Here is a 23375-nt window from a genome sequence, read left to right as displayed (position 1 = left end):
AAAAATAATTTTAACATGAAAAGAAGAGATTTCATCCAAAAGAGCGCTGTTGCCTCCCTAGGAACATTTGCCTTCAGTCCTAAATCTTATAGCAAGATTATTGGAGCAAATGACCGTGTTCGTGTAGCCTGTGTAGGTTTTTCTGACCGTCACCGTTCTTCACACGTTCCTCCATTCAAAATTTTACAAAAAGAAATGAATTTTGAAATGGTGGGAGTTTCTGACCTTTGGAACCGTAGACGCGAAGAAGGAAAGGCTTATTTGGAATCCCAATTAGGAAGCAAAATCACGACATACCGTAACAACGACGAGTTATATGCCGCCAAAGGCGTAGATGCTGTATTTATCTCAACAGCCGATTTCCAACATGCATTGCACACGATTGAAGCCGTGAAAGCGGGTTGTGACGTGTATGCAGAAAAGCCATTGGCTGAAACCATGGAAGATGCTCGTGCTGTATTAAAAGCCGTAAAGGAATCCAGTAAAATTGTTCAGATCGGATCTCAGCGTCGTAGTGGTGCCAACTACTGGGCAGCTGATGAGTTCATCAAGTCGGGCAAGTTCGGTGATATCAAAATGGTGGAATTGATGTGGAACGTCAACCAACCAGGTCGCTGGAGAAGAGTCAACCTTTGCAAAGACTTAAAGGAATCAGATATTGATTGGAACCGATTCTTAATGAACCGTCCTAAAGACTCCTTTGATCCTCGTAAATATTTAGAATACCGTTTATTCTGGCCATATTCTTCTGGAATTCCAGGTCAATGGATGTCGCACCAAATTGATACCGTACACTGGTTCTCTGGCTTAGCGCATCCACGTTCTGCCGTTTCAAATGGAGGAATTTACCAATGGAACGACGGACGCAAAAATCCTGATACCATGACCACGGTGTTTGATTACGGCCCAGCAGATCAACCGAACAAAGGCTTCCAAGTAAGCTTTACGTCTCGTTTCTCTAACTCAGCCGGTGGTACTAAAGAAATTTACTACTCCAACGGTGGTGAGTTGAACTTAGATACCAACATGATTTCACCCAATGGTGGATTGACAGAAGGAGAAGCAAGAGGTATGGGCATGCAGGCAAATTTATTGCCAACTTTGAAAATTGAAGGTCCTAAAGTAGAGACAGGATCTAACACGGGTGGTGATAGCTTAACATTTGAGCACATTAAAAACTGGATGCAATGCGTACGTTCACGCAAAACTCCCAATGCTCCGATTGAAGCAGGTTACCAACACTCCATTGCAACGATCATGGCCAATGCCGCATATCGTACAGGAGAGCGTGTTACCTTCAACGAGAAAACACAAGAAGTAATGGCAGGTTCAAAAGTATTCAAATACTAAGAATCAGCTGAGTATATGGACCGGGTGGTTGAAAGACTACCCGGTTTTTTTATGTCCAAACAAAGGAATCGGTTGACAAAATGGGTTTTTGTTTTCCCGACAATTCCCTAACTTGCATCCAATATTTGAACGCATCCCTCATGATGAAAATCCCTACCCAAACCAAAAAAGATCTGTACACGCACATCGCGATTCTGATCTCCTTATTTCTGGTTTTATTTTTCGGGTTCTTTTTTGTGTATTTGCCTTGGAGCACCCATCATGGGGAAACCATCAAAGTGCCTAATTTGAAGGGAATGAGCATGGAGAAAATGGAGGAATTGGTAGAATCCAATGACCTCACCTATGAAATTTCCGATTGCACTTTTACCGCAGATAAACCTCCTTTGACCATACTTTCTCAATACCCTTTACCCAATGCCTTGGTGAAGTCGGGAAGAAAAATTTACATCACCATCAATTCTGAAACCCCTCCTACCATCAAAATGCCCGGCTTGATAGGCTTATCGGTGCGAAGTGCCGAGCAGCAATTGTTGATTTCTGGATTGAGAAAAGGAATTGTGCATGAAATCAATGATCCAAGAGTGAAGGAGGTGATTGAAATGCAAGTGAATGGACGTAAGATCGAGGCTGGAGCTACGATTCCAAAAGGAACTATGGTGGATTTATTCATTGGTAATGGTACGGCGAATGTGGAAATGGAATTACCCGATTTAGTGGGTAAACCCTTGGATGAGGTCAACATCATTTTGGCAGGGATGAACCTGACCGTAGGTAAAATTTATTACGAAGCCAATGATGCCTACCAACCGGGAGTCGTATTTAAACAAGTTTGTGCCACATGCACAGGAACAAGCATTCACCCAGGAGATACGATTGATCTTTGGGTAGTAGGCGGTGGAGAAAATCAATAATCACATGGATATTACAGTAGAAGAATTAAAGGAAAGAATGGACAAAAATGAGGCAATGTACATCATTGACGTCCGTGAAGAAAATGAATATGATGAGTTCAACATTGGAGCTCAATTAATTCCCTTGGGAGAATTACCTGAAAGATTGGATGAAATTAAAGCAGATAAAGATGCGGAAATCATCGTGCATTGTCGCTCAGGAGCACGTTCTGGCCGTGCGCAACAGTATTTGAGCAGTGAAGGCTACGGCAATGTCCGTAATCTACTAGGCGGAATGCTCGCTTGGCAGGCTGCTGGCTATTAAGATGCAATCCATTTCGGCTGTTTCTTTCAAAGAACAAATCAGCCACTTACACCTCCTGGATATACGTACGCCTCGCGAATGGGACGACTTTAATCTGGGAGGTGTTCATATTCCCCTTGATCAATTATTGGACCGTATCGAAGAGGTCCAACAGATCCCTCAACCCATCACCGTCCTTTGTTATAATGGTACGCAGAGCTACATCGCTTGTCGATTGCTATTGGCGAAAGGTATAGCATGTCAGAACCTGGAAGGGGGATTGGAGGGGTATTTGGGGGTTTAGGGATTTGACGATAGATTATAATTTCAGAATGGATTTATTTGCTTTTAAACACATATTAGTCAGATAAAATGCTGGAAAAAAATGTTGATATATTATCACAAAATATAAAGTTTTTTAAGGTAAAATAAGGTAGGTTTATAATTGGTATAAACAATTTTATTCTACCCTAAAAATCCAACATTGCTACATCCAAACCGACAAAAAAATGTAACTTTGGAAACACGAAATTTGACAAATGACATTCCCAGACGACTACATTAATAATATAATTTGTGGAGACAGTTTAACTATTATGCGACAAATGCCTGATAACTGTATTGACCTTGCAGTTACTTCTCCTCCATACAACTTGAAAAACTCAACAGGCAATGGAATGAAAGCCAATACAACTAGTGGAAAATGGGCAGGCAACGCATTACAAAATGGTTATAGCCATTACAACGACAACATTCCAAATGACGAGTATGCTGACTGGCAACACAACTGCCTAAAAGAAATGTATCGATTAATAAAAAATGACGGTGCAATTTTTTATAATCACAAATGGCGTGTTCAAGATGGACTTATCCAAAATCGTAACGATATTATTAGAGACTTACCAGTTAGACAAATAATTATTTGGAAACGAAAAGGTGGAATAAACTTTAATCCAGGATATTTTCTACCCACCTATGAAGTAATTTATATGATACCAAAACCAGACTTCAAACTTGTACCAAAGGCTAATGCTTATGGTGATGTATGGGAGTTTACGCAAGAGATGAATAATGAACATCCTGCACCATTTCCTGTTGCTCTAATTGACAGAATTATTTCTTCAACAAACGCCAAGACCATTTTAGACCCATTTTTGGGTAGTGGCACTACAGCCATTGTAGCATTGGGACTTAAAAGAAATTATATCGGCATAGACCTTTCACCGGACTATTGTGAAATGTCAGAAAGAAGAATTGAACGTAACAAAAAACAAAGTGAACTTTTGAAGTTCAAAACAGCTACATTATTTCAAGAAACATAATGATAATATATACAAAGGACAACTTAATAAAAGAATTACAAAGTATTGCAGACAGAGGTTGGATAGACAATGCAAGACACGGAAACCACGGTGGCATTGGTAACACATTAGAGGACTTATTAGGCATCACAGAAAATAATTTACCTATTCCTAATGCAGCTGAATGGGAATTAAAGTCTCAACGAATAAACACAAGTTCGTTGACAACATTATTTCATATTGAACCTTCACCAAGAGCAGTAAAATTTGTACCTCAAATTTTACTTTTAAATTATGGCTGGAAGCACCAAGAAGCTGGCAAAAAATACACTGAAAATGAAATGAGTTTTCGCCAAACTATTCATGGACTTTCTCCAAGCGACAGAGGTTTTCAAGTTATTATTGACAGAATAAACAGTAAGGTTTTAATTTCATTTGATAGTAGCAAAGTAGTGGAGAAACACAGCGAATGGCTAATACAAGTTCAGAAAAAAATTGGTTTAGGTCAACTTGAACCGCAACCATATTGGGGTTTTGACGACCTCTCAAATAAAGCTGGAACAAAATTATTAAACTGTTTTTACGTTCAGGCTGAAGTTAAAAAAGACGGCGACAAAGAATTTTATAAATATAGTAAAGTAACAATGTTACAAAAATTCAACTTTGATGGCTTCTTAGCCCAAATTGAAAAAGGAAATATTCTTGTTGACTTTGACGCAAGAACTGGACATAATCACGGGACTAAATTCCGAATGCGACAAAATTGCTTACCCGAACTTTATCAAAAAGCGACGATAATCGTATAAAATTGTAGAAAGGACAGCGTCTGAAACCAACTTTGCAATAGGCAGGGTTTCGTGCTCATCGTAAACATTGGTATTGAAATGCCTAAAAATTATAAATCTGCACTAACATTACAAGGTTTTTCCTTTCGTTTGCAGTTTAAACCTATAAATTCTTCAAAATCTTAAGCAAGTCCACATCAAACAACAAATAAAAGGAATTTATCATTCCAAATAAAATCAAATTACTGATGGAACAAGACAGTGCCACAATGCTTGCAAATTTGTTTCTTTCTAAGTTAAATTGGCGAGTGCTTTAAATGTTAAATGGAAAAGTTAAGTCGAATCAACTAATACAATGATTAATTCTCGACTTTTTAAATAGCACAAGAAAAATTCTCAAAAACCACCACTAGCAGAAATTGAAAGAGCATTAAAAATTATAGCCAAATAAGTTGAATAAATAAAATCACGAAAATGGTAACCACTAAAAAAGAGAATAACCCAGGCTTCACGACTTTTGAAGAACATCTTGAAAATCGATATGGTAAAACTGGTTCTGTAAAAAGAATCGATTTCGAAATAAAAGCCCATGCTTTTACCATTGGTGAAGTCTTAAAAGAAGAACGATGTTTATGTTGAATGACGCAGGAACAATTGGCTGAAAAAACAGGAACAAAATAAAGTTTTATCTCCAGGATTGGAGATGGTCAATTTGATATTCAAATTCAACTTGATATACGATTCTAGAAGTGGGTCTAGGAAGGAAAATCACCCTTACCATAGAGTAAATGTTACCTGGGGACATTTCTTAAGAAAGATAAAGGTTTATTTCCCCAACGGTCAATTTGTTTATGGACAATACAATCCATTTTAAGCATTCATTTTATTAAATCATTAAATAAGGCCTTTTTTTGTATTCTACATTGAAAGGTTAATCCCAACGAAAGATTGGAACGAAGCTTGAGCGAAGCGGCAAGCGAGAAGGAAATTGTAAATGATAAATTATGAATGCTTGAATGACTTTGATCTTCTTATCAATTTTTGGATTCTGCATTCTACTTTTCCATTCTACATTCTAACAGCCCAATTCGGAGAGACAATCGGTTCTGCGCAGCAGAATTCGTCTTAGGATTAACCGTATTTCTTCTGTTTTTTTTTGTTTCTTTTTTTATGAAAAAAAAGAAATGCCTTAGTATTCTATGCTAAGTAAAATTATTATTATAGGAAATTCGACATGTTCCGAAGGGTCATTTCGAATAGCTAGTTAGTGTTAGTTTTGATATTCTCCACCCTTTTTACTATTTCTAATTATCGGCAATTTTTTACATTTACTGCCGTATTATAGTTTTTCGTATATTTGTGAAAAATTCATACGACCATCGCAACAGATAAATTAAATATCGACAAAATCAGGAACAATTTTAGAAGCGGAAAAAGCTTTGACACAAAGGATATTGTTGCATTTTACCAAGAACTTGATTCAGACATTAAGCAAACTACCGTAAATTGGAGGGTATATTCATTAGTTCAAATGGGCTTAATAAACCGTATTGGGAGAGGAAAATTTATTATTGGAAAAAAGGGAAACTTCATTCCCGACGTTTCGCCAAAAATGAAAACGATTCATCATAAACTTATAAAATCATTTCCCTACCTGAAAATATGTATTTGGAATACCTCGGCGCTAAATGAATTTATGCTACATCAACCAGGACGCTTTTATTTGCTTATTGAAGTGGAAAAAGAAGCAACACAGTCCGTATTCTATTTTTTAAAGGATGCCCAATATTCTGTTTTTATTGAACCTACAAGTGACTTATTGGAAAAATATGCTCCAAGGGAAAAGGAGTCATTGATTATACGTTCTCTTGTTTCAGAAGCTCCACTTCAAAGCATAAAAGGAATAAATACCGCATCTTTAGAAAAAATGCTAGTTGATGTCTTTTGTGATGATGTAATTTTCCCTTCGCAACAAGGTGCTGAAATGCGTACACTTTTTTTGGAAGCGTTTAATAAATATTCAGTAAATGAAAATAGAATGTTGCGCTATGCAAGTAGAAGAGGAAAGAAAGAAAGCTTTTCCAAATACTTAAATTCAATTTCAAATTTACGGCAAAATATAAAATTGGCTGCCAATTTATAGAAAATGATTAGCCAGAAAGAGATTTCAATAGACTGGATTAATAAGGTTTCTAAAGAAAACCGCAATGCGGACAAAATCCTTGTAGAGAAAGTAATTCGCGCTTTGCTTTTATTAGAAGGACTTGTAAAAATGAAACTACCATTTGTTTTTAAAGGTGGTACAGCATTAATGCTACATATGAATTCCACCAAGAGATTATCCATTGATATCGATATTGTTTTACCCCATGCGCCAATAAATTTAGAAGATATCCTTGACAGTGTTTCAAAAGAACAAGGCTTTATCCGCAAAGAATTGCAGCACAGAAGTACTTCATCACATATTAAAAAAGAACATTATAAATTTTTCTACATACCTACCCATAAATCAAAAAAAGAGGAAGAATATGTATTGCTGGATATATTATTTGAAGAAATAACTTACCAAAGAGTTATAAAAATTCCCATTCAATCTCTATTTGTCCCAATTAAAGACGAAGCACTTTTAGTAGATGTACCTTGTTTAGAAGGCTTACTAGGTGATAAACTAACAGCATTTGCTCCAAATACAAGTGGAATTCCATACTTCAAAAAAGAGGACAGCATGGGTATGGAAATTATGAAACAACTCTATGATATTGGTAATTTATTTAACGTAACTAGTGAAATTGAAATAATTAAATCTACTTTTCGCCATTTTGCAGCTACTGAATTAACCTATCGTAATCAAAATGAATTGACTGTAGAAGACGTGCTAGAAGACATTATACAAACCTCACTTTGCATAGTTACTCGAGGTACCGATGGAAAAGGAGAATTTGAACAATTACAACTGGGAACTCAACGAGTAAGTGGCTTTATATTTTCCGAAAGCTACCACATTGAAAAAGCAATCTTACATGCTTCTAAAGCAGCATATTTATCCGTATTAATTTCAAATGATGCGAAAACCATGATAAAATTCAATAATCCATTAGAGGTGAAGGATTGGGTAATTACTGAACCAATGAACACTAAACTGAATAAATTGAAAAAATCCAATCCAGAAGCATTTTTCTATTGGTATAAAATTTTTGAACTATCAAAATAGGCCAAATTAGTTTGGCTGTCTTGAACCACCTACCTCTACATGTAAATTAATCCGAATGGATTGGTTTTTAGAATCTCAAAAAACACCACGCCACACACTCTTTTAGAAAGCCTAGGCTAACCCACCAACAATCCTAAAAAATATCGCCAAAACACCTTCTTCTTAGATGCTCTGGCGATATTTAGGTAATACTAGAATTTATGGGGATAAAATGATTTGGTTTATCATTCCCTATTCGATCTTGGTCGGTCAATGATTATTTTTCCGATAAAAGCGAATCAATGTGATCATTTTTTAAACTCCCTGCTTAGAAAATCAATCACCTTTTTTCTTAGCTCCTCCACATCATACATCTTACCAAAATGCGGGGCATCTTTCACAATGGTTAGCTCATTTTTTACGCCATAATGATTTAACCATGAGCTTAATAGCTTAGAATTTCTACTAGAAACCATATTGTCTTTTTCGCCATGAAAAATCAGAAATGGAGGGTCACTTTTATCAATATAAGTTAAGGGACTTGCGGCCTTTGCCAAATCAGGACGGTCCACTGGCGTCGCTCCTATCAAAATACTTTCTGGCGATTTTGGATCTTCTGCTCCCGGAAAAATGGTCAGATCTGTTGGACCATAATAATCCACAACAGCCTTGTATCGAAACGATCGATACGCATTGGGAGAATATAAATTTGACAATTTATTATTATGAGAAGTACCCATCAAAGCGGCTAAATGACCACCCGCTGAAAAGCCCATTAGGGCAATTTTGGTTTTATCTATTTGGTACTTGTCGGCATTGTCATAAAGAAATGAAACAGCCTTATTGCAATCTTGTAAAATGCCAGGAAAAACAGCATGTTGGGCAAAACGGTAATCAATCGATGCAATCGTAAAACCATGCTCCAACATGGCGTTGATGGTTTCAGTCATGTAGCCCATATCGGCATATTTATCATTACCAATCCATCCTCCACCATGAATAAATACCACCAAGGGATTGCCGCTCAAAGGCGTCTTTCCTTGAACCTGGGCAGGCTGGTAAATATCCAATAAATGTTTCCTGAGGGTATCATTATGGTAGGGAATATTGCCGTGGATGATTGTCCCTTTGGGTAAACGGCCTTGAATTTGACTGGGTGATGGTGGTTGGGCATAACTAAATGCCGAGGTGAAAAGTACCAGCAGGATAATTCTTAATTTATTCATGTTGTTTATTATGGGTTAAAATATATGTTCTTACTTAAAACCTCCAATATTTTGAACTGTATAATGCCATCAAAACAAATACTCATTTATTTCTAATTATACACGCACAGATAAGCTCATGTTCATGGAATCAGAATTTCATTGAAATCATTTTGACCCGAAATCTATGAATCAAGATGCGCTAAATCATATTCCTCGTCAGATACGGGATCTAACCAAGTAACCTGAACATCGTCCTTATAATTAGTGATGGAAATATGCACCATGTCACTAAGTGCTGAAGTTCCAAACTACATTCCCAATCAGCTCCCCCCTCGCCTCCTCCGGATGCATAAACCGAAACTCCCCCTGATGTCTGAACCAGGTCAATTGTTTTTTGGCATAATGCCGACTATTTCGCTTCAATAAGCGAATCATTTCTGCTTCATCATATTCTCCCCTCAAATACCCATAAACTTCCTTGTAGCCAAGGGTTTTCAGGGCATACAGATGCTGGAAATCTTGGTATTGGATAGCTTCTTGTACTAGACCTTGGGCTAACATCTGATCCATGCGCTGATCGATGCGTGCATACAACTCATCTCTTGGTCGATCCAAGCAGATTTTAATGGCTTGGAAGGGTCGGTCTGCAGATTGTTTTTTTCTAAAATCGGAATATGGTTTGCCCGTAGATAAACATACTTCCAAGGCTCTCACGATACGCTGAGGATTCTGTTGATCTACTTGAGCAGCATAAGCTGGATCTAATCGCTGCAATTGCTCCCACAATGGTCCAATTCCCTCGCTTGACAATTGTTGCATCAATTGTTCTCTTAGTGCCAAATCTACGTCGGGCATTTCATCCAAACCTTCCAATAAGGCTTTGATGTATAATCCAGAACCACCCGTTAAAATGACCACTTCATGCTTTTGGAATAGCTTCTCTAAAAGAATTAAAACTTCTCGCTCAAAATCCCCCGGCGAGAAATATTCTTGGATGGAATGAGAGTCAATGAAATGATGTTTGATGCCCCCTTGCTCCTCTAGAGTAGGCTTGGCGGTACCAATCGACAATTCTCGATAAAACTGTCGGGAATCAGCCGAAATGATCTCTGTATGTAGCTTTTGGGCCAGTTCAACACAAAGAGCGGTTTTTCCCACCGCTGTGGGACCAGCAATGACCAATAAAGTAGGTAATTTTTCCTTCATGAATTTAGGCTTTTCGGGTATATTTCTTGACAAAGCGTCCAATCAATGGACCCACGATGAAGCCAGGTAATAACCAAAAAACAAAGGAAGGAATAAATTGAGGGAAAATGGAACTATTAACCACTAAAAATGCGGTTAATGAGGCTATATAAGTCCCCATCATGCGTTGAATATGATTGGAAAGCCAAGCCAAACGGATACTGTAACCCGACTGCTGAAATTGATAATCCTGCCAAACAAATCGAAGTCCGATACCCCCAAAGACCAAAAATACGATACCGAAATTCTTAGCTTGAATAAGCAGGTAGATTCCAAAGGCGATGAAAATAATTCCAAAGACCAACATGAATATTGAAATCACATAATCCATCGCTATCGCCTCCTGCCCATTCTTCTTAAATCGAAGGTAGCGTTTGGCACTCAGATTCATGTACAAGGTAAAAATCCCGACAATGAACAAAAAGTAATTAGGGTGAAGCATAGCCATCACCAAGGAAGTGGCGCCAGCTAGGCACATGCCCCCATAAAAAAGAAGGCCTAGTTTTCGATGGTTGCGATCCCCTTTTCGTAAAAAGAGTATCAAAGTCCCCACCAACAAGCCTAGGCCTCCTCCCGCAATATGTAAACACAAAAGAATAAAAAAGACTTCTTTCATGCTTCGAGATTACCAGAAATAGGTATATAAGAATGTCAAAACAGTACAAATCACCACCGATCCAACGATGAATGAAGGGGACATTTTGAACATACTTGCGTCAATTTCTAATCCCTTAGGATTGTTTTTGCTTTCTGGATCAGCCAATGAAATAACCACCATACATGTCACACAGAATATAAATACCCAAGCCATTCGATCCATAAATGGTATCATCATGCGGCCTGTTTCATCTGGGAAAGAGGAGTAAAACATACATTCAGTCACTCCAGTCCAAGTAGGAATGTATTTGGTCATAATCGAAAAGGTTACCCCGCCCAATAAAGCCACTAAAGCAGCCTTGGAAGTAGCTCTTTTCCAGAAGAAACCTAAGGTAAACAAGGCAAAAATACCCGGAGAAACATAACCTGTGTACTCTTGGATAAACTCAAATCCTCCTTTTTTATCAATACCCATCATCGGGGCAACAATCACGGAAGTAACCATAGCTCCTACTACGGCAAAACGACCCACATTCACCAATTTCTTTTCAGAGGCGTTTGGATTGATGTATTTCTTGTAAATATCGAGCGTAAAAATGGTTGAAATGGAATTGGCTTTTCCTGCCATAGAAGCTACAACGGCTGCGGTTAATGCGGCAAAAGAAAGTCCTTTCAAACCAGTAGGTAATAAATTCAATAATACGGGATAGGCATTGTCTTTGTTCAATACACCATCTTTCAACATCTCTGTTTGGAACATGCCATCCTTATATAACAAATACGCCGCAATACCTGGCAATACCACAATGATCGGCATCATCAACTTCAAGAATGCAGCAAATAAAATACCATTTCTAGCTGTTTTTAAATCTGCTCCCAAAGCTCGTTGAGTGATGTATTGATTACATCCCCAATAGTTCAAATTGATAATCCACATACCCCCAACTAACACGGCTAAACCTGGTAAACTTGGGTAATTAGGATTTCCTTTCTGTAAAATCATGTGGAAATGCTCCGGCGCCTTGGTTAATAAGTGATTCACACCATCTACAACACCTGAACCACCGAAACGATCCGTCACCATGTTCAACGCTAAATAAGAAGTAGCTAGACCTCCTAACACTAAGAACACCACTTGAATAACATCCGTATATCCAATCACTTTCATACCTCCCAAGGTGATGAAAATAGCAAATACCGACATGCCTATCATACATACGGTAAAGTCGACACCCGAGATGGTCGTAACTGCCAAAGCCCCTAAATACAAAATAGATGTTAAGTTAACGGTAATGTACAACATCAACCAGAATACCGCCATGATCAAACTCACCGTAGGACTGTAGCGTTGAGTCAAGAACTGAGGCATGGTAAAAATCTTATTCTTCAAATAAATCGGCATGAAGAAAATAGCTACAATTAACAAGGTAGCTGCTGCCATCCACTCATAGGTGGCAATGGCTAAACCTAATCTAAAACCATCACCCGAAGTACCAATAAACTGCTCTGCCGAGATATTAGAGGCGATTAATGAAGCTCCAATAGCCCACCATGTCAATGATCCTTCCGCTAAAAAGAAGTCGTTGGAGTTAGAAATTTTAGATTGTCTTTGTTTGTAAATCCAGTAACCATATCCGGAAACAACAATAAAATAAAAGAGGAACACGAGGTAATCGAGTAATTGTAAACCTTGAGATTGCATAGTTTTTTATAAAAGTGAATGGGTCAAAAGTTTACTAATTTAGAGGAATCCGAAGGAAAATAAAAAATTATTGCAGAATAGTTAGACAAAATGTGATTTAATCTATTCTTGCTGGTGGCACAAGGATCACTTCTTCGCGGTCTACAATCACCTGACCAGCTAATAAATCTTTCGTCTTTCTAATGTACTTTTTTGAACTGATAATCACCGGACATAAACTTTCATGCTGTCTTTTGGAAAAATGCGCAGCCAAGCTTGCGGCCTCCTCGATGACCTGCTTAGGGACTACTTTTTGCTGAGGATTTCGAATTACAACATGAGACCCAGGAACATCCCGAGCATGCAACCAAACATCCTGACGTTTGGTGTACTTCATCGTCAACAAATCATTGTTTTTAGCATTTCTACCAACCCAAACCGTCCAACCTTGTACATCAAATACCTTAAATGGAATTTCTTCCACAGCTTTGGCGGAAGTATCTTTTGTTAATAAGGGAATAAAAGCTTTTAATTGCTTTCTTTGGGTGGCTTGATGCACTTGTTCCCAACGTTCCTCCCATAGCTTGATTTCTTCCTTTTTACGATCCACTTGCTCTTGCCAATGGGCTAGTTCTTTGGCATAATTTTTCGACTTACGGTAATAGTTTTCTGCATTTTGAGTCGCACTTAAACTGGCATTCAACTTGACTTTTATCGTACTATCTCGATAAAAATCAGGCAATTCCACGGAAGTGACATTCGCAGGAATCAAATGCAAATGTGCCATGATGATATTGGCAATCTCTTCATAAGGTACACTAGCTCCTCGCTTGCTCCCTTGATTCAATAAGTCATGAAGATAAAGACGGGTCTTGTCTTGAGCTCTTTGAAAAAAATTCAGTAATTGATTTTTCTCTTTAAGAAACTCCCCAATGGAATAATGAAACTTATAGAGTGCATTTAATGCTTCCAAAGGATCATGTCCTACATACAAAGCTTCTCCCTCGGATTTTAGTAAACTTAGATAGACCCCAACTTCTCGATGGTAAACATAAAATGTTGGGTTTTCTACCTCTTTTTTAATTGTTTGAAGTATCTCCCAACGACCTTTCAAAAGGGCATTTTCATACCCTAAATTCAACAGATGACCTTTTATCTCTTTTCCAAAGGTGGGAAACAAGGCAGAATAATTCCCGTCATGTGCCTGGAACGCCTCCCAGCTTTGATCTATAGGTCGATGTAATAGGGAAAGAGAAATTTCGGCATCCTTCTTTAATCTAGACTGAAAAAGACTTTGAAATTCTCCATCACGAAACAAAATGATGTTGGCTCTATTGCCATACATTTTGAAAAGAAGCACAAAATCCCCTAAAAAATGAAGGCTAAAAGCACGTTCGTTCTCGTACATTTCTACCTCTTGAACCTCAGCCAACAAGACATCTGAAAACAAGTCCACTGAATTCCTCCCTGCCCGATGAAAGTTATCAGGAAATTGCAAACAAGAAAATTGGGGTCCCAAACAGCATTTCATCCAAAACTCATCTCCATTTTGACTTTCAAAACCCAAGACTAATTCATCCTTTTCCTGAGAAAAACATTGCTTCAAACGGGCATACATCAATTTTTGACGTAAGGTTGAGGCAAGTACTCGCAAGAAATAATAATTATTGTGCATAAATTGCGGGGAATTTAATTCTCTTCATGTCCAAGCAAGATTCATATTTAACCATTGCTTCACCTTCGGAAGGTCTGTACAAAGATAAAGGAAGTAAGTTCATCGGCATGGCCTATCCTGTGAAAGATCTGGAAGAAATTAAAAGTCGACTACAAGAGTTAGCCATATTACATCCCAAAGCCCGACATATTTGTTATGCCTACCGATTGGGTTTCAGTCCGGAAGACGCCCGCTCCAATGACCATGGAGAGCCCTCAGGAAGTGCGGGTAAACCGATTTTGAATACCATATTATCACAGCAATTGCATTATGTGTTCATTGCGGTCATTCGTTATTTTGGTGGTACCTTGTTAGGTGTTCCAGGATTAATTCATGCTTACAAAGAAGCGAGTTTAGATGCTTTGACCCAGGCAGAAATCATTGAATATGAACCTTTGGTGGAAGAAGCAATTCAATTTGCGTATTCTGAGCTGAATGAGGTCATGAAAATCTGCAAAAAATTACCAATTCGAATACTAAATCAAAAAATTGACAATCTTTGTACTTTCAATCTTTCCTTTACACAAAGAAATGCAACAGAAGTAATGAAAGCATTGGAGAAGATTAGCCGACATTAATACATAAACCTATTTCAAATGAACTATTTTAAACTGTACCGTACGCCTCACGGACATGTCATTCAATCCAATCAATCGGATAAATCCATTTTTCATCAAGCTACTTCTTGGGATGATTTCATCAATCAAGAAAATTTATTTGAAGCCTGTGCCAGCGCCTTTGCACACGGTACAGAAGTGAATTTTGGGGATATCCATTTGTTGCATCCTGTAGACCAACAAGAGATTTGGGCGGCAGGTGTTACTTATTTGCGCTCCAAAGTGGCCAGAATGGAAGAATCCAAGGAGTCGGGAGGAGATACATTTTACGACAAAGTATATTCGGCACCTAGACCAGAAATTTTTTATAAAGGAAATAGCCACAGAGCCGTTGGGCAAGGTGGCCAAGTGAGAATTCGTAAAGATTCAGCTTGGAATGTCCCAGAACCTGAATTAACCCTTTTCGTTAATGCTCAAGGTCAATTAGCAGGTTATACCATTGGCAATGACATGAGTTCAAGGGATATTGAAGGGGAAAACCCATTGTATTTACCTCAGGCCAAAGTATATGATGGAGCTGCGGGCATTGGACCTTGTTTATTGGTGACAGACAAACCTTTGGCACCAGAAACGGTGATTGACATGCGTATCTTCCGTGACGGGAATGAAGTTTTCCAAGGAGATACTCAAATATCCCAAATGAAGAGAACTCACGCTGAATTGGTGGAATACCTGACTCGTGAAATGACCTTTTCTAAAGGTACATTCCTAATGACAGGCACCTGCGTGGTACCCGATCATCCTTTTACCTTGCAATCAGGCGATCGCATCGAAATTCAAATTGAACCCATCGGAACTTTAATTCAAATTGTAGCATAATGAACCTTACAGGTGAACAAATCATAGGAAATTCATTTTCCAAACTAGGTACAAGTACTTTTCAAGGCATGCAAGCAGATTCAGGCATTGCCATTTCTACGCCATATTATGAAGCAACAACCGCAGAAATAGACTTAGCCATTGCTAAAGCGAAAACTGCATTTGCAAGCTTAAGAAAAATATCCGACGAAAAAAGAGTCTTGTTTTTAGAAGCCATTGCAGAAGAAATCATTGCCATCGGAGATCCATTAATTGAAATGGCTTGTTTAGAGGCAGGACTGCCAACAGCTCGTATTCAAGGTGAGCGTGGACGTACCACAGGACAGGTTATGGCCTTTGCTAATTTTATTAAAAACAAAGCTTGGGTTAATCCCATTGATGATCCTGCTATGCCTGATCGTCAACCCTTACCTAAACCCAGTTTATTCCAAAAGCAGATTCCATTAGGACCTGTGGCTGTATTTGGCGCGAGTAACTTCCCTTTGGCCTTTTCTGTGGCTGGTGGAGATACCATGGCAGCTTTAGCTGCTGGTTGCCCTGTCGTTTTCAAAGCTCACCCTGCCCATCCGAATACCTGTGAAATGGTTGGAAGAGCGATACAAAAAGCGGCACAAAAAACAGAGATGCCAGAAGGTATTTTTTCTTTGGTTCATACTACCTCCCATAAAATAGGAGGCTATTTAGTGCAGCATCCCGATATTCAAGCCGTGGCATTTACAGGATCATACCGAGGAGGAAAAGCTTTGTATGATTTAGCTGTTAGACGTCCTATCCCAATCCCTGTGTATGCTGAAATGGGAAGTATTAACCCGGTGGTACTTTTATCGGAAGGACTTGCCGCCAATGGAGCTAGTCTTGCGGCAAATTTCAGTCAGTCGGTTTGTTTAGGTCAAGGACAATTCTGTACCAACCCTGGTTTAATTGTCATTCAAAAATCGGATGAAGCATTTCTTCAGGATTTGGCCAAGCAATTGGACTCGATGTCTTTGAATGCGTTTTTAACACAAGGGATTGCGCAAGCATTTACCAAAGGATGTGAAAAATTAGACCAACATCCTGATGTAAAGCGATTCACCACCCAAGCCATTCCATCACCAAGCTTGTTCGTTACTTCAGCTCAGGCTGCTATGAAAGATCAAGAAATTTTGGATGAAGTTTTTGGACCAAGTACCTTGGCGGTGGTAGTGGAAAATCAAGCGGAATTGATTGCCTTTATAGAGTCATTACCCGGTCAATTAACGGGTACCATTCATGGAACCATCGATGAGATCAAAGCATTTCCCGAACTTATTGAAGCTTTAAGTTTACGCGTGGGCCGGATTTTGTTGAACGGTTTCCCTACAGGTGTAGAAGTATCTCCAGCAATGGTTCATGGAGGTCCATTCCCTGCCACGAGTGATTCCAGAGGAACATCGGTAGGCACACAAGCCATATACCGTTTTACTCGTCCAATTTGCTACCAAAACTTCCCCGCAGAGTTAATCAGTTAACTGATACAATAAACCCGATTTTCCCAACGTTGGCAAGGTTCCAAACCTTGACAACGTTACAAAAAAAAGCCTGAGAAATTATCCTCAGGCTTTTCCTAAATTACCTCAATTTATACTACTTCTGGATTCGGAACATTATCAAAAATCACATTTCCATCCGTATCTAAATCCATCAAAACAGCTGAATCTTTTTTCACGTTACCGGATAGAATCTCTTTCGATAATTCATTCAAAACAGCTCGTTGAAGTACTCGCTTCATCGGTCTACCTCCATAATTAGGATCATACCCATCTTTGGCCAATTTAGCTAAAGCCTCATCCGTTGCTTCTAAGGTAATTTGCTGTTCAGCTAATCGACGCTGGATTTCTTTGAACTGAATACCCAAAATCTTACGAGCATGTTCTTCAGATAATGGTTCAAATAATACCACCTCATCCACACGATTCAAAAACTCCGGACGAACCACCTGCTTCAACAAAGTCATTACCTCTTCCTTGGTCTCATCCAGGATGATTTGATTATTCCAACCCTCCATTTGTCCCATTTTTTCCTGAATCAAATGACTACCAATATTGGAGGTCATGATGATAATGGTATTTTTGAAATTGGCTGTTCTACCTTTATTATCCGTCAACCGACCTTCATCAAGTACTTGTAATAAGATATTCCAAACATCTGGATGCGCCTTTTCAATCTCATCCAACAATACCACCGAATAAGGTTTTCTCCGCACCGCCTCTGTCAATTGTCCTCCCTCATCATATCCCACATATCCTGGGGGCGCTCCAATCAAGCGACTTACCGCGTGACGCTCTTGGTATTCCGACATATCAATACGAACAATCGCATTCTCATCATTGAATAAATAGGCCGCCAGCGACTTAGCTAATTCTGTTTTACCCACGCCCGTGGTACCTAAGAATATAAAGGATCCAATCGGGCGACGAGGGTCTTGTAAACCTGCTCGGGAGCGACGAACCGCATCAGAAACCAATTCAATGGCTTGATCCTGCCCTGCTACACGTTTGTGCAACTCATCTTCTAAATGCAGCAATTTATCTATCTCAGTTTGTAACATTTTGCTCACCGGTATACCTGTCCACTTAGCTACTACTTCCGCTACATTCTCAGCTGTTACCTCTTCTTGCAACATGGTATTCTCTCCTGCAGACGCTGATTGCAAATCTTTCAACTTTTGTTCTGACTCCACTAAACGGCCGTAACGAATCTCCGCTACTTTGCCATAATCTCCTTGGCGTTCCGCTTGCTCAGCCTCTAATTTCAACTTATCAATTTTCTCTTTCTCTGAACGAATCGTATCTAAAACGGATTTTTCTGCTTGCCAACGGGCCTTTAAGGCATCTCTTTTTTCAGATAAATCAGCTAAATCTCTGGATAAAATCGTTTCTTTTTCCTTATTATTCTCTCGGCGAATCGCTTCTCGTTCAATCTCCAATTGCATGATTTTGCGTTGGATATCATCAATTTCCTCTGGCACAGAATCTATCTCTAAGCGCATTTTTGCAGCAGCCTCATCTATCAAGTCAATAGCCTTATCTGGCAAGAAACGATCAGAAATATAACGATTCGATAATTCCACGGCTGCAATAACCGCATCGTCTTGGATTCTTACCCCGTGGTGTAACTCATATTTATCTTTAATACCACGTAATATGGAAATCGCATCAGCCACATCGGGTTCTTCCACCATGACCGCCTGGAAACGACGCTCTAAAGCCTTATCTTTTTCAATATACTTTTGATATTCTTTCAAAGTGGTAGCACCTATGGCATGCAGTTCTCCACGAGCCAAAGCTGGTTTCAATAAATTGGCCGCATCCATTGCTCCCTCTCCTCCTCCACCCGCACCTATCAAGGTATGAATCTCATCAATGAATAAAACAATCTCCCCATTGGAATCTGTTACTTCTTTGATGACCGCTTTTAATCTTTCCTCAAACTCTCCTTTGTATTTAGCTCCTGCAACCAATAATCCCATATCCAACGACATGACAATCTTGGATTTTAAGTTTTCTGGGACATCTCCTGATACAATTCTTTGAGCCAAACCTTCTACAATAGCGGTTTTACCAACACCAGGTTCACCTAATAAGATAGGGTTATTCTTAGTTCTACGCGATAAAATCTGCAAGACACGTCGAATCTCCTCATCCCGACCAATCACGGGATCAATTTTCCCAGCCTTGGCCAAATCATTCAAATTCTTACCGTATTTTTCTAAGGATTGGTAAGTACCCTCTGCATGTGGATCGTTCACTTTTCTATTTCCTCTAAGTTCTACAATGGCATTTTTTAACGAAGTGGTACTGAGGCCTAAGGATTTCAAAGCATCCGAAACGACGTCATTACCATCCAGCAAAGAAATAAACAATACTTCCACGCTGATGTACGAATCCCCCATGGTTTCTTTCCATTTTTCTGCCTTCTGAAGGGATTGTTGCAATCCATTACTCAAAAAGGGCTCTCCTGAAACCTTAGGATAAGAACTAATAATTTTACTTAGCTTTTCTTGAATTTGTTGGGATGATACGCCCAACTTTTTCAGCAAAAATGAAACCGTTTGGGTATCATCTTGCAAGATCGCGGCCAACAAGTGACCCGTTTCAATGGCTTGCTGGCCCGCATTGGTAGCCAATTCCACTGAATTTTGAATCACAATACTCGCTTGGGAAGTGTAATTTTTAGGATTCATCTGTTTTTTCAATTTGACATCTCCCTTTCAAATTTGAATCCAGTGTAAAAAAATCGGAAAAAATGACCTATTTGTCTTTTATTTAAATTTCAAAATAAGCCATTTTGTCCGAAAATCAGGCATATTGTACTTGAACCGCCTCTTCAAAACGGTGCAAGGACTGTTTCAATAATTCGATTTCTAATTCAAATTCTTTGAAATCACAGAGCTTTGCCTTGCCCTCTATTTTCCGACAAATCGTATACACCTCGGCAGCACCCAAGGTTCCTGAATTACCTTTTAAAGTATGTAATTCCGATTGTACACCCTTGCAATCATTCTTCTGATATGAACTTTCGGCATCCTGTATTTGCTGTTTGGCCTCTTGAATAAAATCACACAACATACTTTTCACAAAATCCATATCCCCTCCCGTGGCTTCTAATAAGGAATCCAACGCCTCTTGATCAATGGGATTTACCGAATGCTCTTTAATAAGGGTATCTTGTTTCACATGAGTTCTCTCCCCCTTAGTTACCCAATGGTTAACCATTTGAATTAACTGTTGAGCGCGAATCGGTTTCGCCAAATAATCATCCATTCCCACGGCTAAAAAACGCTCGCGATCTTCCTTCATGGCATAGGCCGTCATGGCCACGATGGGTGGTAAACTTGCTAGGCCCAATTGTTTCAAATGTTGGGTAGTCTGCATACCATCCATTTCTGGCATTTGTATGTCCATCAATATCAAATCAAACTCATGGGTTTTACTCAATAAACCAATAGCATCCTTCCCACTAGAGGCGGTTTGAACGATACATCCGGCCTTAGCTAATATTTGAGAGGCCACTTTTCGATTGGTGGAATTGTCATCAACCAACAAAATATGGGGCTGTATATCTTCTAATTTACCTTGAATGACAAACTTATCTGCTTCCTTATTTCTTTGAACTAATTCTTGTTTTCCTACTTTCAAATGGACTTTAAACCAAAATGTACTACCCTTGCCCAATATGGATTCTACTCCAATATCCCCTTGCATCATTTTACAGAATTCGCGGGAAATGGCTAATCCTAAACCTGTTCCTCCATAAACTTTAGAGGTGGAATTATCCAGTTGTTGAAAAGCACTAAACAATATTTTTAAATTTTCAGCACTGATACCAATACCTGTATCCTGTACTTTCACTACTAAATCCAATGATTCTTGGGTGATATTTTCTCCTGAAACATCAATGCTCACTTTTCCATGCTCTGTGAATTTCAAGGCATTGGAGGTCAAATTGGATAGAATTTGTAATAATCGTGTCTCATCTGCGACCACCACTTCAGGTAAATCTTTGGACAAATGATATTCCAAGGTATTTCCTTTTTGACAAGCCACTTGGGAAAATAATGCCATCAAACGATCTAGCACATCATCCAAGACTAAATCACTTGGGTGCAAGACCATCTTACCCGCTTCTATTTTGGCTAAATCCAAAATATCATTTAAGATATGCAGTAAGGTCTCCGATGATTTTTTAATCGTTTGCACATAATCAACTTGATCCTCATTCAAAGGGGTATCGCTCAATAAATCCACCATGCCAATCACCCCATTCATGGGCGTACGAATCTCATGGCTCATATTGGCCAGAAATTGCTCCTTCACTTTTAAAGAGCGTTCTGCCTGTTCACGAGCATCCACCAAGGCATGTTGGTACTTCTTTAAATCCGTAATATCACGGGCAATACCCGATACTTCTTCGATTGTCCCATGCTCCAAAAAGATGGGATTCAAATAAATTTCGAGCCATTTCTCTTCCCTATTTTTGGTTAACAGCTCCAATTCAAAATGTTGTTTTTGCCCCCTAAAGGCCATTTTATAACCTTCTTCCATCCTTCTGCGTTCGGGTGGTGCTAAAAGCTGAAATCCCATTTTTTCGGCACTGATATTAATCTGAGGACTAATACTAATTTGCTCGACCAATAAATCCGAATATTCGTGGTTAAAACTGGTCAAAAACAAGCGTTTATTCACCGACCACATTAAATGGGAACTACCTTCAAAAATGGCATTCAATCGAGCCGTTTCACGTGCTAAAGCCTCTTCTGCTTGTTTTCTAGCAATGGCCAATGCCACCTGACCTGAAATAAAGTCCAGTAATTCTAAATCTCGATTTTCATATTTATTGGAACGCTCATAGGATTTTACTCCGATAATTCCCGTCACCCGATCACCAATACGAAGCGGCACGCAAAGCATCACCTTAGGAACAACCCCATACAAGTAAATTTTCTTTTCATTCGCTAATTGATGAATATCATCATCGTGCAATATCAAAGGCTTATTGGCCATGATGGCATATTCTGTCAAGCCATTACCTAATTTCCTTTTGGTAAAATGAACCCTAGAATTAAAATATTCATCCACATAATAAGGAAAATACAAGAAGCTTTTGGCAGGGTCATATTGGGCAATGAAGAAATTCTTCACATCAATCACTTCCCCTAATTGCTTGTGGATATTGGAATATAGATCATCCAAATTGGACGAGTTAATCGTCACCTGGGCAATGGAGGAATATAATTTACTGGCCCGTTCGGCACGGACTTTGGCAGTGGAGTTATGTAAAATACAACGAAAAGCTGTGGGTACACCTTTTTCAAACCGACAAGTGGCTGATCCACTGACATATAAGCGGCGACCGTCCTTTCTTCTAAATACAGCAGTAAATTCAGGTATCTCCTTGCCTTTACTGAGCAGATCCAGCTGATTTAAGGTATTGGAAGCAAATTCTGGGTGCAATACATCCTGTAACTTCAAATCTCTCGCCTCATCCTCTGCATAACCCATGGTTTCTAACCAGGCCCGGTTAACAAAGAGAAAACGACCTGTAATTCCCGTAATTTGGATTAAGTCGGTCGTATTGTTAATCAAATCCTGCAACTGCGCATTCGATCGACTTAATGCTTCACTAACTTTTTTTCGTTCACTGATATCTTCACCAATGATACTTAAATAGGTCTGTTCATCCAGCTCACTAACTATGGTGGAATTTACTTCCACCCACTTAATATCCCCTGATTTCGTTACATAAATTCTTTCGCGTTCTTCAAATAATCCACCATTGGCTACAGCTTGATTAAAAGCTGAGCGACGACCCTGCCTTTCTTCGATAGGCAATAAGGTGGTAAAAAAATCTTTCCCATTTAACTCATTAGGCTCATAACCTAACAATTTATGCGTGTAGACATTGGCATGGGTGATGGTTCCATCCAAGGCCATGATGATTCCAAAAAGCTTTAAACTTTCTAAAGTCCGAATTAGATTCTCTTTGGCAGATGTTCCAGTAAAGGAGGATTCTGTCATTTCGATTACATCCAACTGATTTTTTAGTTGTCTAATTTCCTGAATTAATTCGTCTTTGGATTTCTGTGCCCAACCTGCCATGGCTTTATTCAAAATTTTGCTTACAATGTACAAAAAAGGGCGTAATTTTACT

The 23375-nt window shown here is 39.0% G+C and carries 19 protein-coding genes; 12 read left to right on the top strand and 7 right to left on the bottom strand.

The genetic code is table 11. The features are described 5' to 3' along the window. Positions 1 to 15 precede the first annotated feature (15 nt). The 9 genes from U0R11_RS09585 (at position 16) to U0R11_RS09545 (ending at position 7844) form a co-directional block, all read left to right on the top strand. Positions 16 to 1350 carry a Gfo/Idh/MocA family protein gene (locus U0R11_RS09585; protein ID WP_406751480.1) on the top strand — a complete coding sequence of 445 codons (1335 nt, stop codon included), beginning with the start codon at positions 16 to 18 and terminating at the stop codon, positions 1348 to 1350. A 143-nt stretch (positions 1351 to 1493) separates the two neighbouring features. Further along, positions 1494 to 2264, top strand: a complete 771-nt coding sequence (locus U0R11_RS09580; protein WP_406751479.1) for a PASTA domain-containing protein — start codon at positions 1494 to 1496, stop codon at positions 2262 to 2264. 4 nt (positions 2265 to 2268) lie between these two features. Next, complete coding sequence (locus tag U0R11_RS09575) at positions 2269 to 2568, top strand: rhodanese-like domain-containing protein (protein ID WP_406751478.1); 300 nt, start codon at positions 2269 to 2271, stop codon at positions 2566 to 2568. A 1-nt stretch (position 2569) separates the two neighbouring features. After that, positions 2570 to 2851 (top strand): rhodanese-like domain-containing protein, encoded by a 282-nt coding sequence (locus U0R11_RS09570; RefSeq protein WP_269004077.1) that lies wholly within the window; start codon positions 2570 to 2572, stop codon positions 2849 to 2851. 235 nt (positions 2852 to 3086) lie between these two features. Beyond that, entirely contained in the window at positions 3087 to 3869 is a 783-nt protein-coding gene (locus U0R11_RS09565; protein WP_406751477.1) for a DNA-methyltransferase, read from the top strand. Beyond that, a complete protein-coding gene (locus U0R11_RS09560) occupies positions 3869 to 4654 on the top strand; it encodes an MvaI/BcnI family restriction endonuclease (RefSeq protein WP_406751476.1) in 786 nt (261 codons plus the stop codon). The genes U0R11_RS09565 and U0R11_RS09560 overlap by 1 nt, the downstream gene beginning before the upstream one ends. Before the next feature lie 453 nt (positions 4655 to 5107). After that, complete coding sequence (locus U0R11_RS09555) at positions 5108 to 5272, top strand: hypothetical protein (protein ID WP_406751475.1); 165 nt, start codon at positions 5108 to 5110, stop codon at positions 5270 to 5272. Positions 5273 to 5999: 727 nt separating this feature from the next. Next, on the top strand, positions 6000 to 6776 hold the full coding sequence (locus tag U0R11_RS09550) for a DUF6577 family protein (RefSeq protein ID WP_406751579.1): 777 nt from the start codon (positions 6000 to 6002) through the stop codon (positions 6774 to 6776). A 3-nt stretch (positions 6777 to 6779) separates the two neighbouring features. Continuing rightward, positions 6780 to 7844 carry a nucleotidyl transferase AbiEii/AbiGii toxin family protein gene (locus tag U0R11_RS09545; RefSeq protein WP_406751474.1) on the top strand — a complete coding sequence of 355 codons (1065 nt, stop codon included), beginning with the start codon at positions 6780 to 6782 and terminating at the stop codon, positions 7842 to 7844. A 287-nt stretch (positions 7845 to 8131) separates the two neighbouring features. Here the strand turns inward: U0R11_RS09545 and U0R11_RS09540 are convergent, their stop codons facing one another. From U0R11_RS09540 to U0R11_RS09520, 5 genes are all read right to left on the bottom strand, one after another. Next, positions 8132 to 9049 (bottom strand): alpha/beta hydrolase fold domain-containing protein, encoded by a 918-nt coding sequence (locus tag U0R11_RS09540; RefSeq protein ID WP_406751473.1) that lies wholly within the window; start codon positions 9047 to 9049, stop codon positions 8132 to 8134. Positions 9050 to 9319: 270 nt separating this feature from the next. After that, positions 9320 to 10237 (bottom strand): tRNA (adenosine(37)-N6)-dimethylallyltransferase MiaA, encoded by a 918-nt coding sequence (gene miaA, locus U0R11_RS09535; RefSeq protein WP_406751472.1) that lies wholly within the window; start codon positions 10235 to 10237, stop codon positions 9320 to 9322. Between the two features lie 4 nt (positions 10238 to 10241). Then, complete coding sequence (locus tag U0R11_RS09530) at positions 10242 to 10892, bottom strand: hypothetical protein (protein ID WP_406751471.1); 651 nt, start codon at positions 10890 to 10892, stop codon at positions 10242 to 10244. Between the two features lie 9 nt (positions 10893 to 10901). Then, positions 10902 to 12575, bottom strand: coding sequence for a sodium/sugar symporter (locus U0R11_RS09525; RefSeq protein WP_406751470.1), 1674 nt, complete (start codon positions 12573 to 12575; stop codon positions 10902 to 10904). Positions 12576 to 12672: 97 nt separating this feature from the next. Next, positions 12673 to 14229, bottom strand: a complete 1557-nt coding sequence (locus tag U0R11_RS09520; RefSeq protein WP_406751469.1) for an NFACT RNA binding domain-containing protein — start codon at positions 14227 to 14229, stop codon at positions 12673 to 12675. A 26-nt stretch (positions 14230 to 14255) separates the two neighbouring features. Between U0R11_RS09520 and U0R11_RS09515 the strand changes: the two genes are divergently transcribed. From U0R11_RS09515 to U0R11_RS09505, 3 genes are read left to right on the top strand one after another with little or no spacing between them, the layout of a single operon-like run. Then, positions 14256 to 14846: an IMPACT family protein gene (locus U0R11_RS09515; protein WP_406751468.1), complete on the top strand. Its 591-nt coding sequence runs from the start codon at positions 14256 to 14258 to the stop codon at positions 14844 to 14846. 18 nt (positions 14847 to 14864) lie between these two features. Next, on the top strand, positions 14865 to 15704 hold the full coding sequence (locus U0R11_RS09510; protein ID WP_406751467.1) for a fumarylacetoacetate hydrolase family protein: 840 nt from the start codon (positions 14865 to 14867) through the stop codon (positions 15702 to 15704). Beyond that, on the top strand, positions 15704 to 17194 hold the full coding sequence (locus tag U0R11_RS09505) for an aldehyde dehydrogenase (NADP(+)) (RefSeq protein ID WP_406751466.1): 1491 nt from the start codon (positions 15704 to 15706) through the stop codon (positions 17192 to 17194). The genes U0R11_RS09510 and U0R11_RS09505 overlap by 1 nt, the downstream gene beginning before the upstream one ends. A gap of 110 nt (positions 17195 to 17304) precedes the next feature. Here the strand turns inward: U0R11_RS09505 and clpB are convergent, their stop codons facing one another. Further along, a complete protein-coding gene (clpB, locus tag U0R11_RS09500; RefSeq protein ID WP_406751465.1) occupies positions 17305 to 19908 on the bottom strand; it encodes an ATP-dependent chaperone ClpB in 2604 nt (867 codons plus the stop codon). A gap of 115 nt (positions 19909 to 20023) precedes the next feature. Continuing rightward, on the bottom strand, positions 20024 to 23335 hold the full coding sequence (locus tag U0R11_RS09495; RefSeq protein WP_406751464.1) for a PAS domain S-box protein: 3312 nt from the start codon (positions 23333 to 23335) through the stop codon (positions 20024 to 20026). Positions 23336 to 23375: the final 40 nt, after the last annotated feature.

This window comes from Aquirufa salirivi, from assembly GCF_045310485.1.
GTDB classification, from domain to species: Bacteria; Bacteroidota; Bacteroidia; order Cytophagales; family Spirosomataceae; genus Aquirufa; species Aquirufa salirivi.
This window is presented reverse-complemented; position numbering and strand designations above follow the sequence as displayed.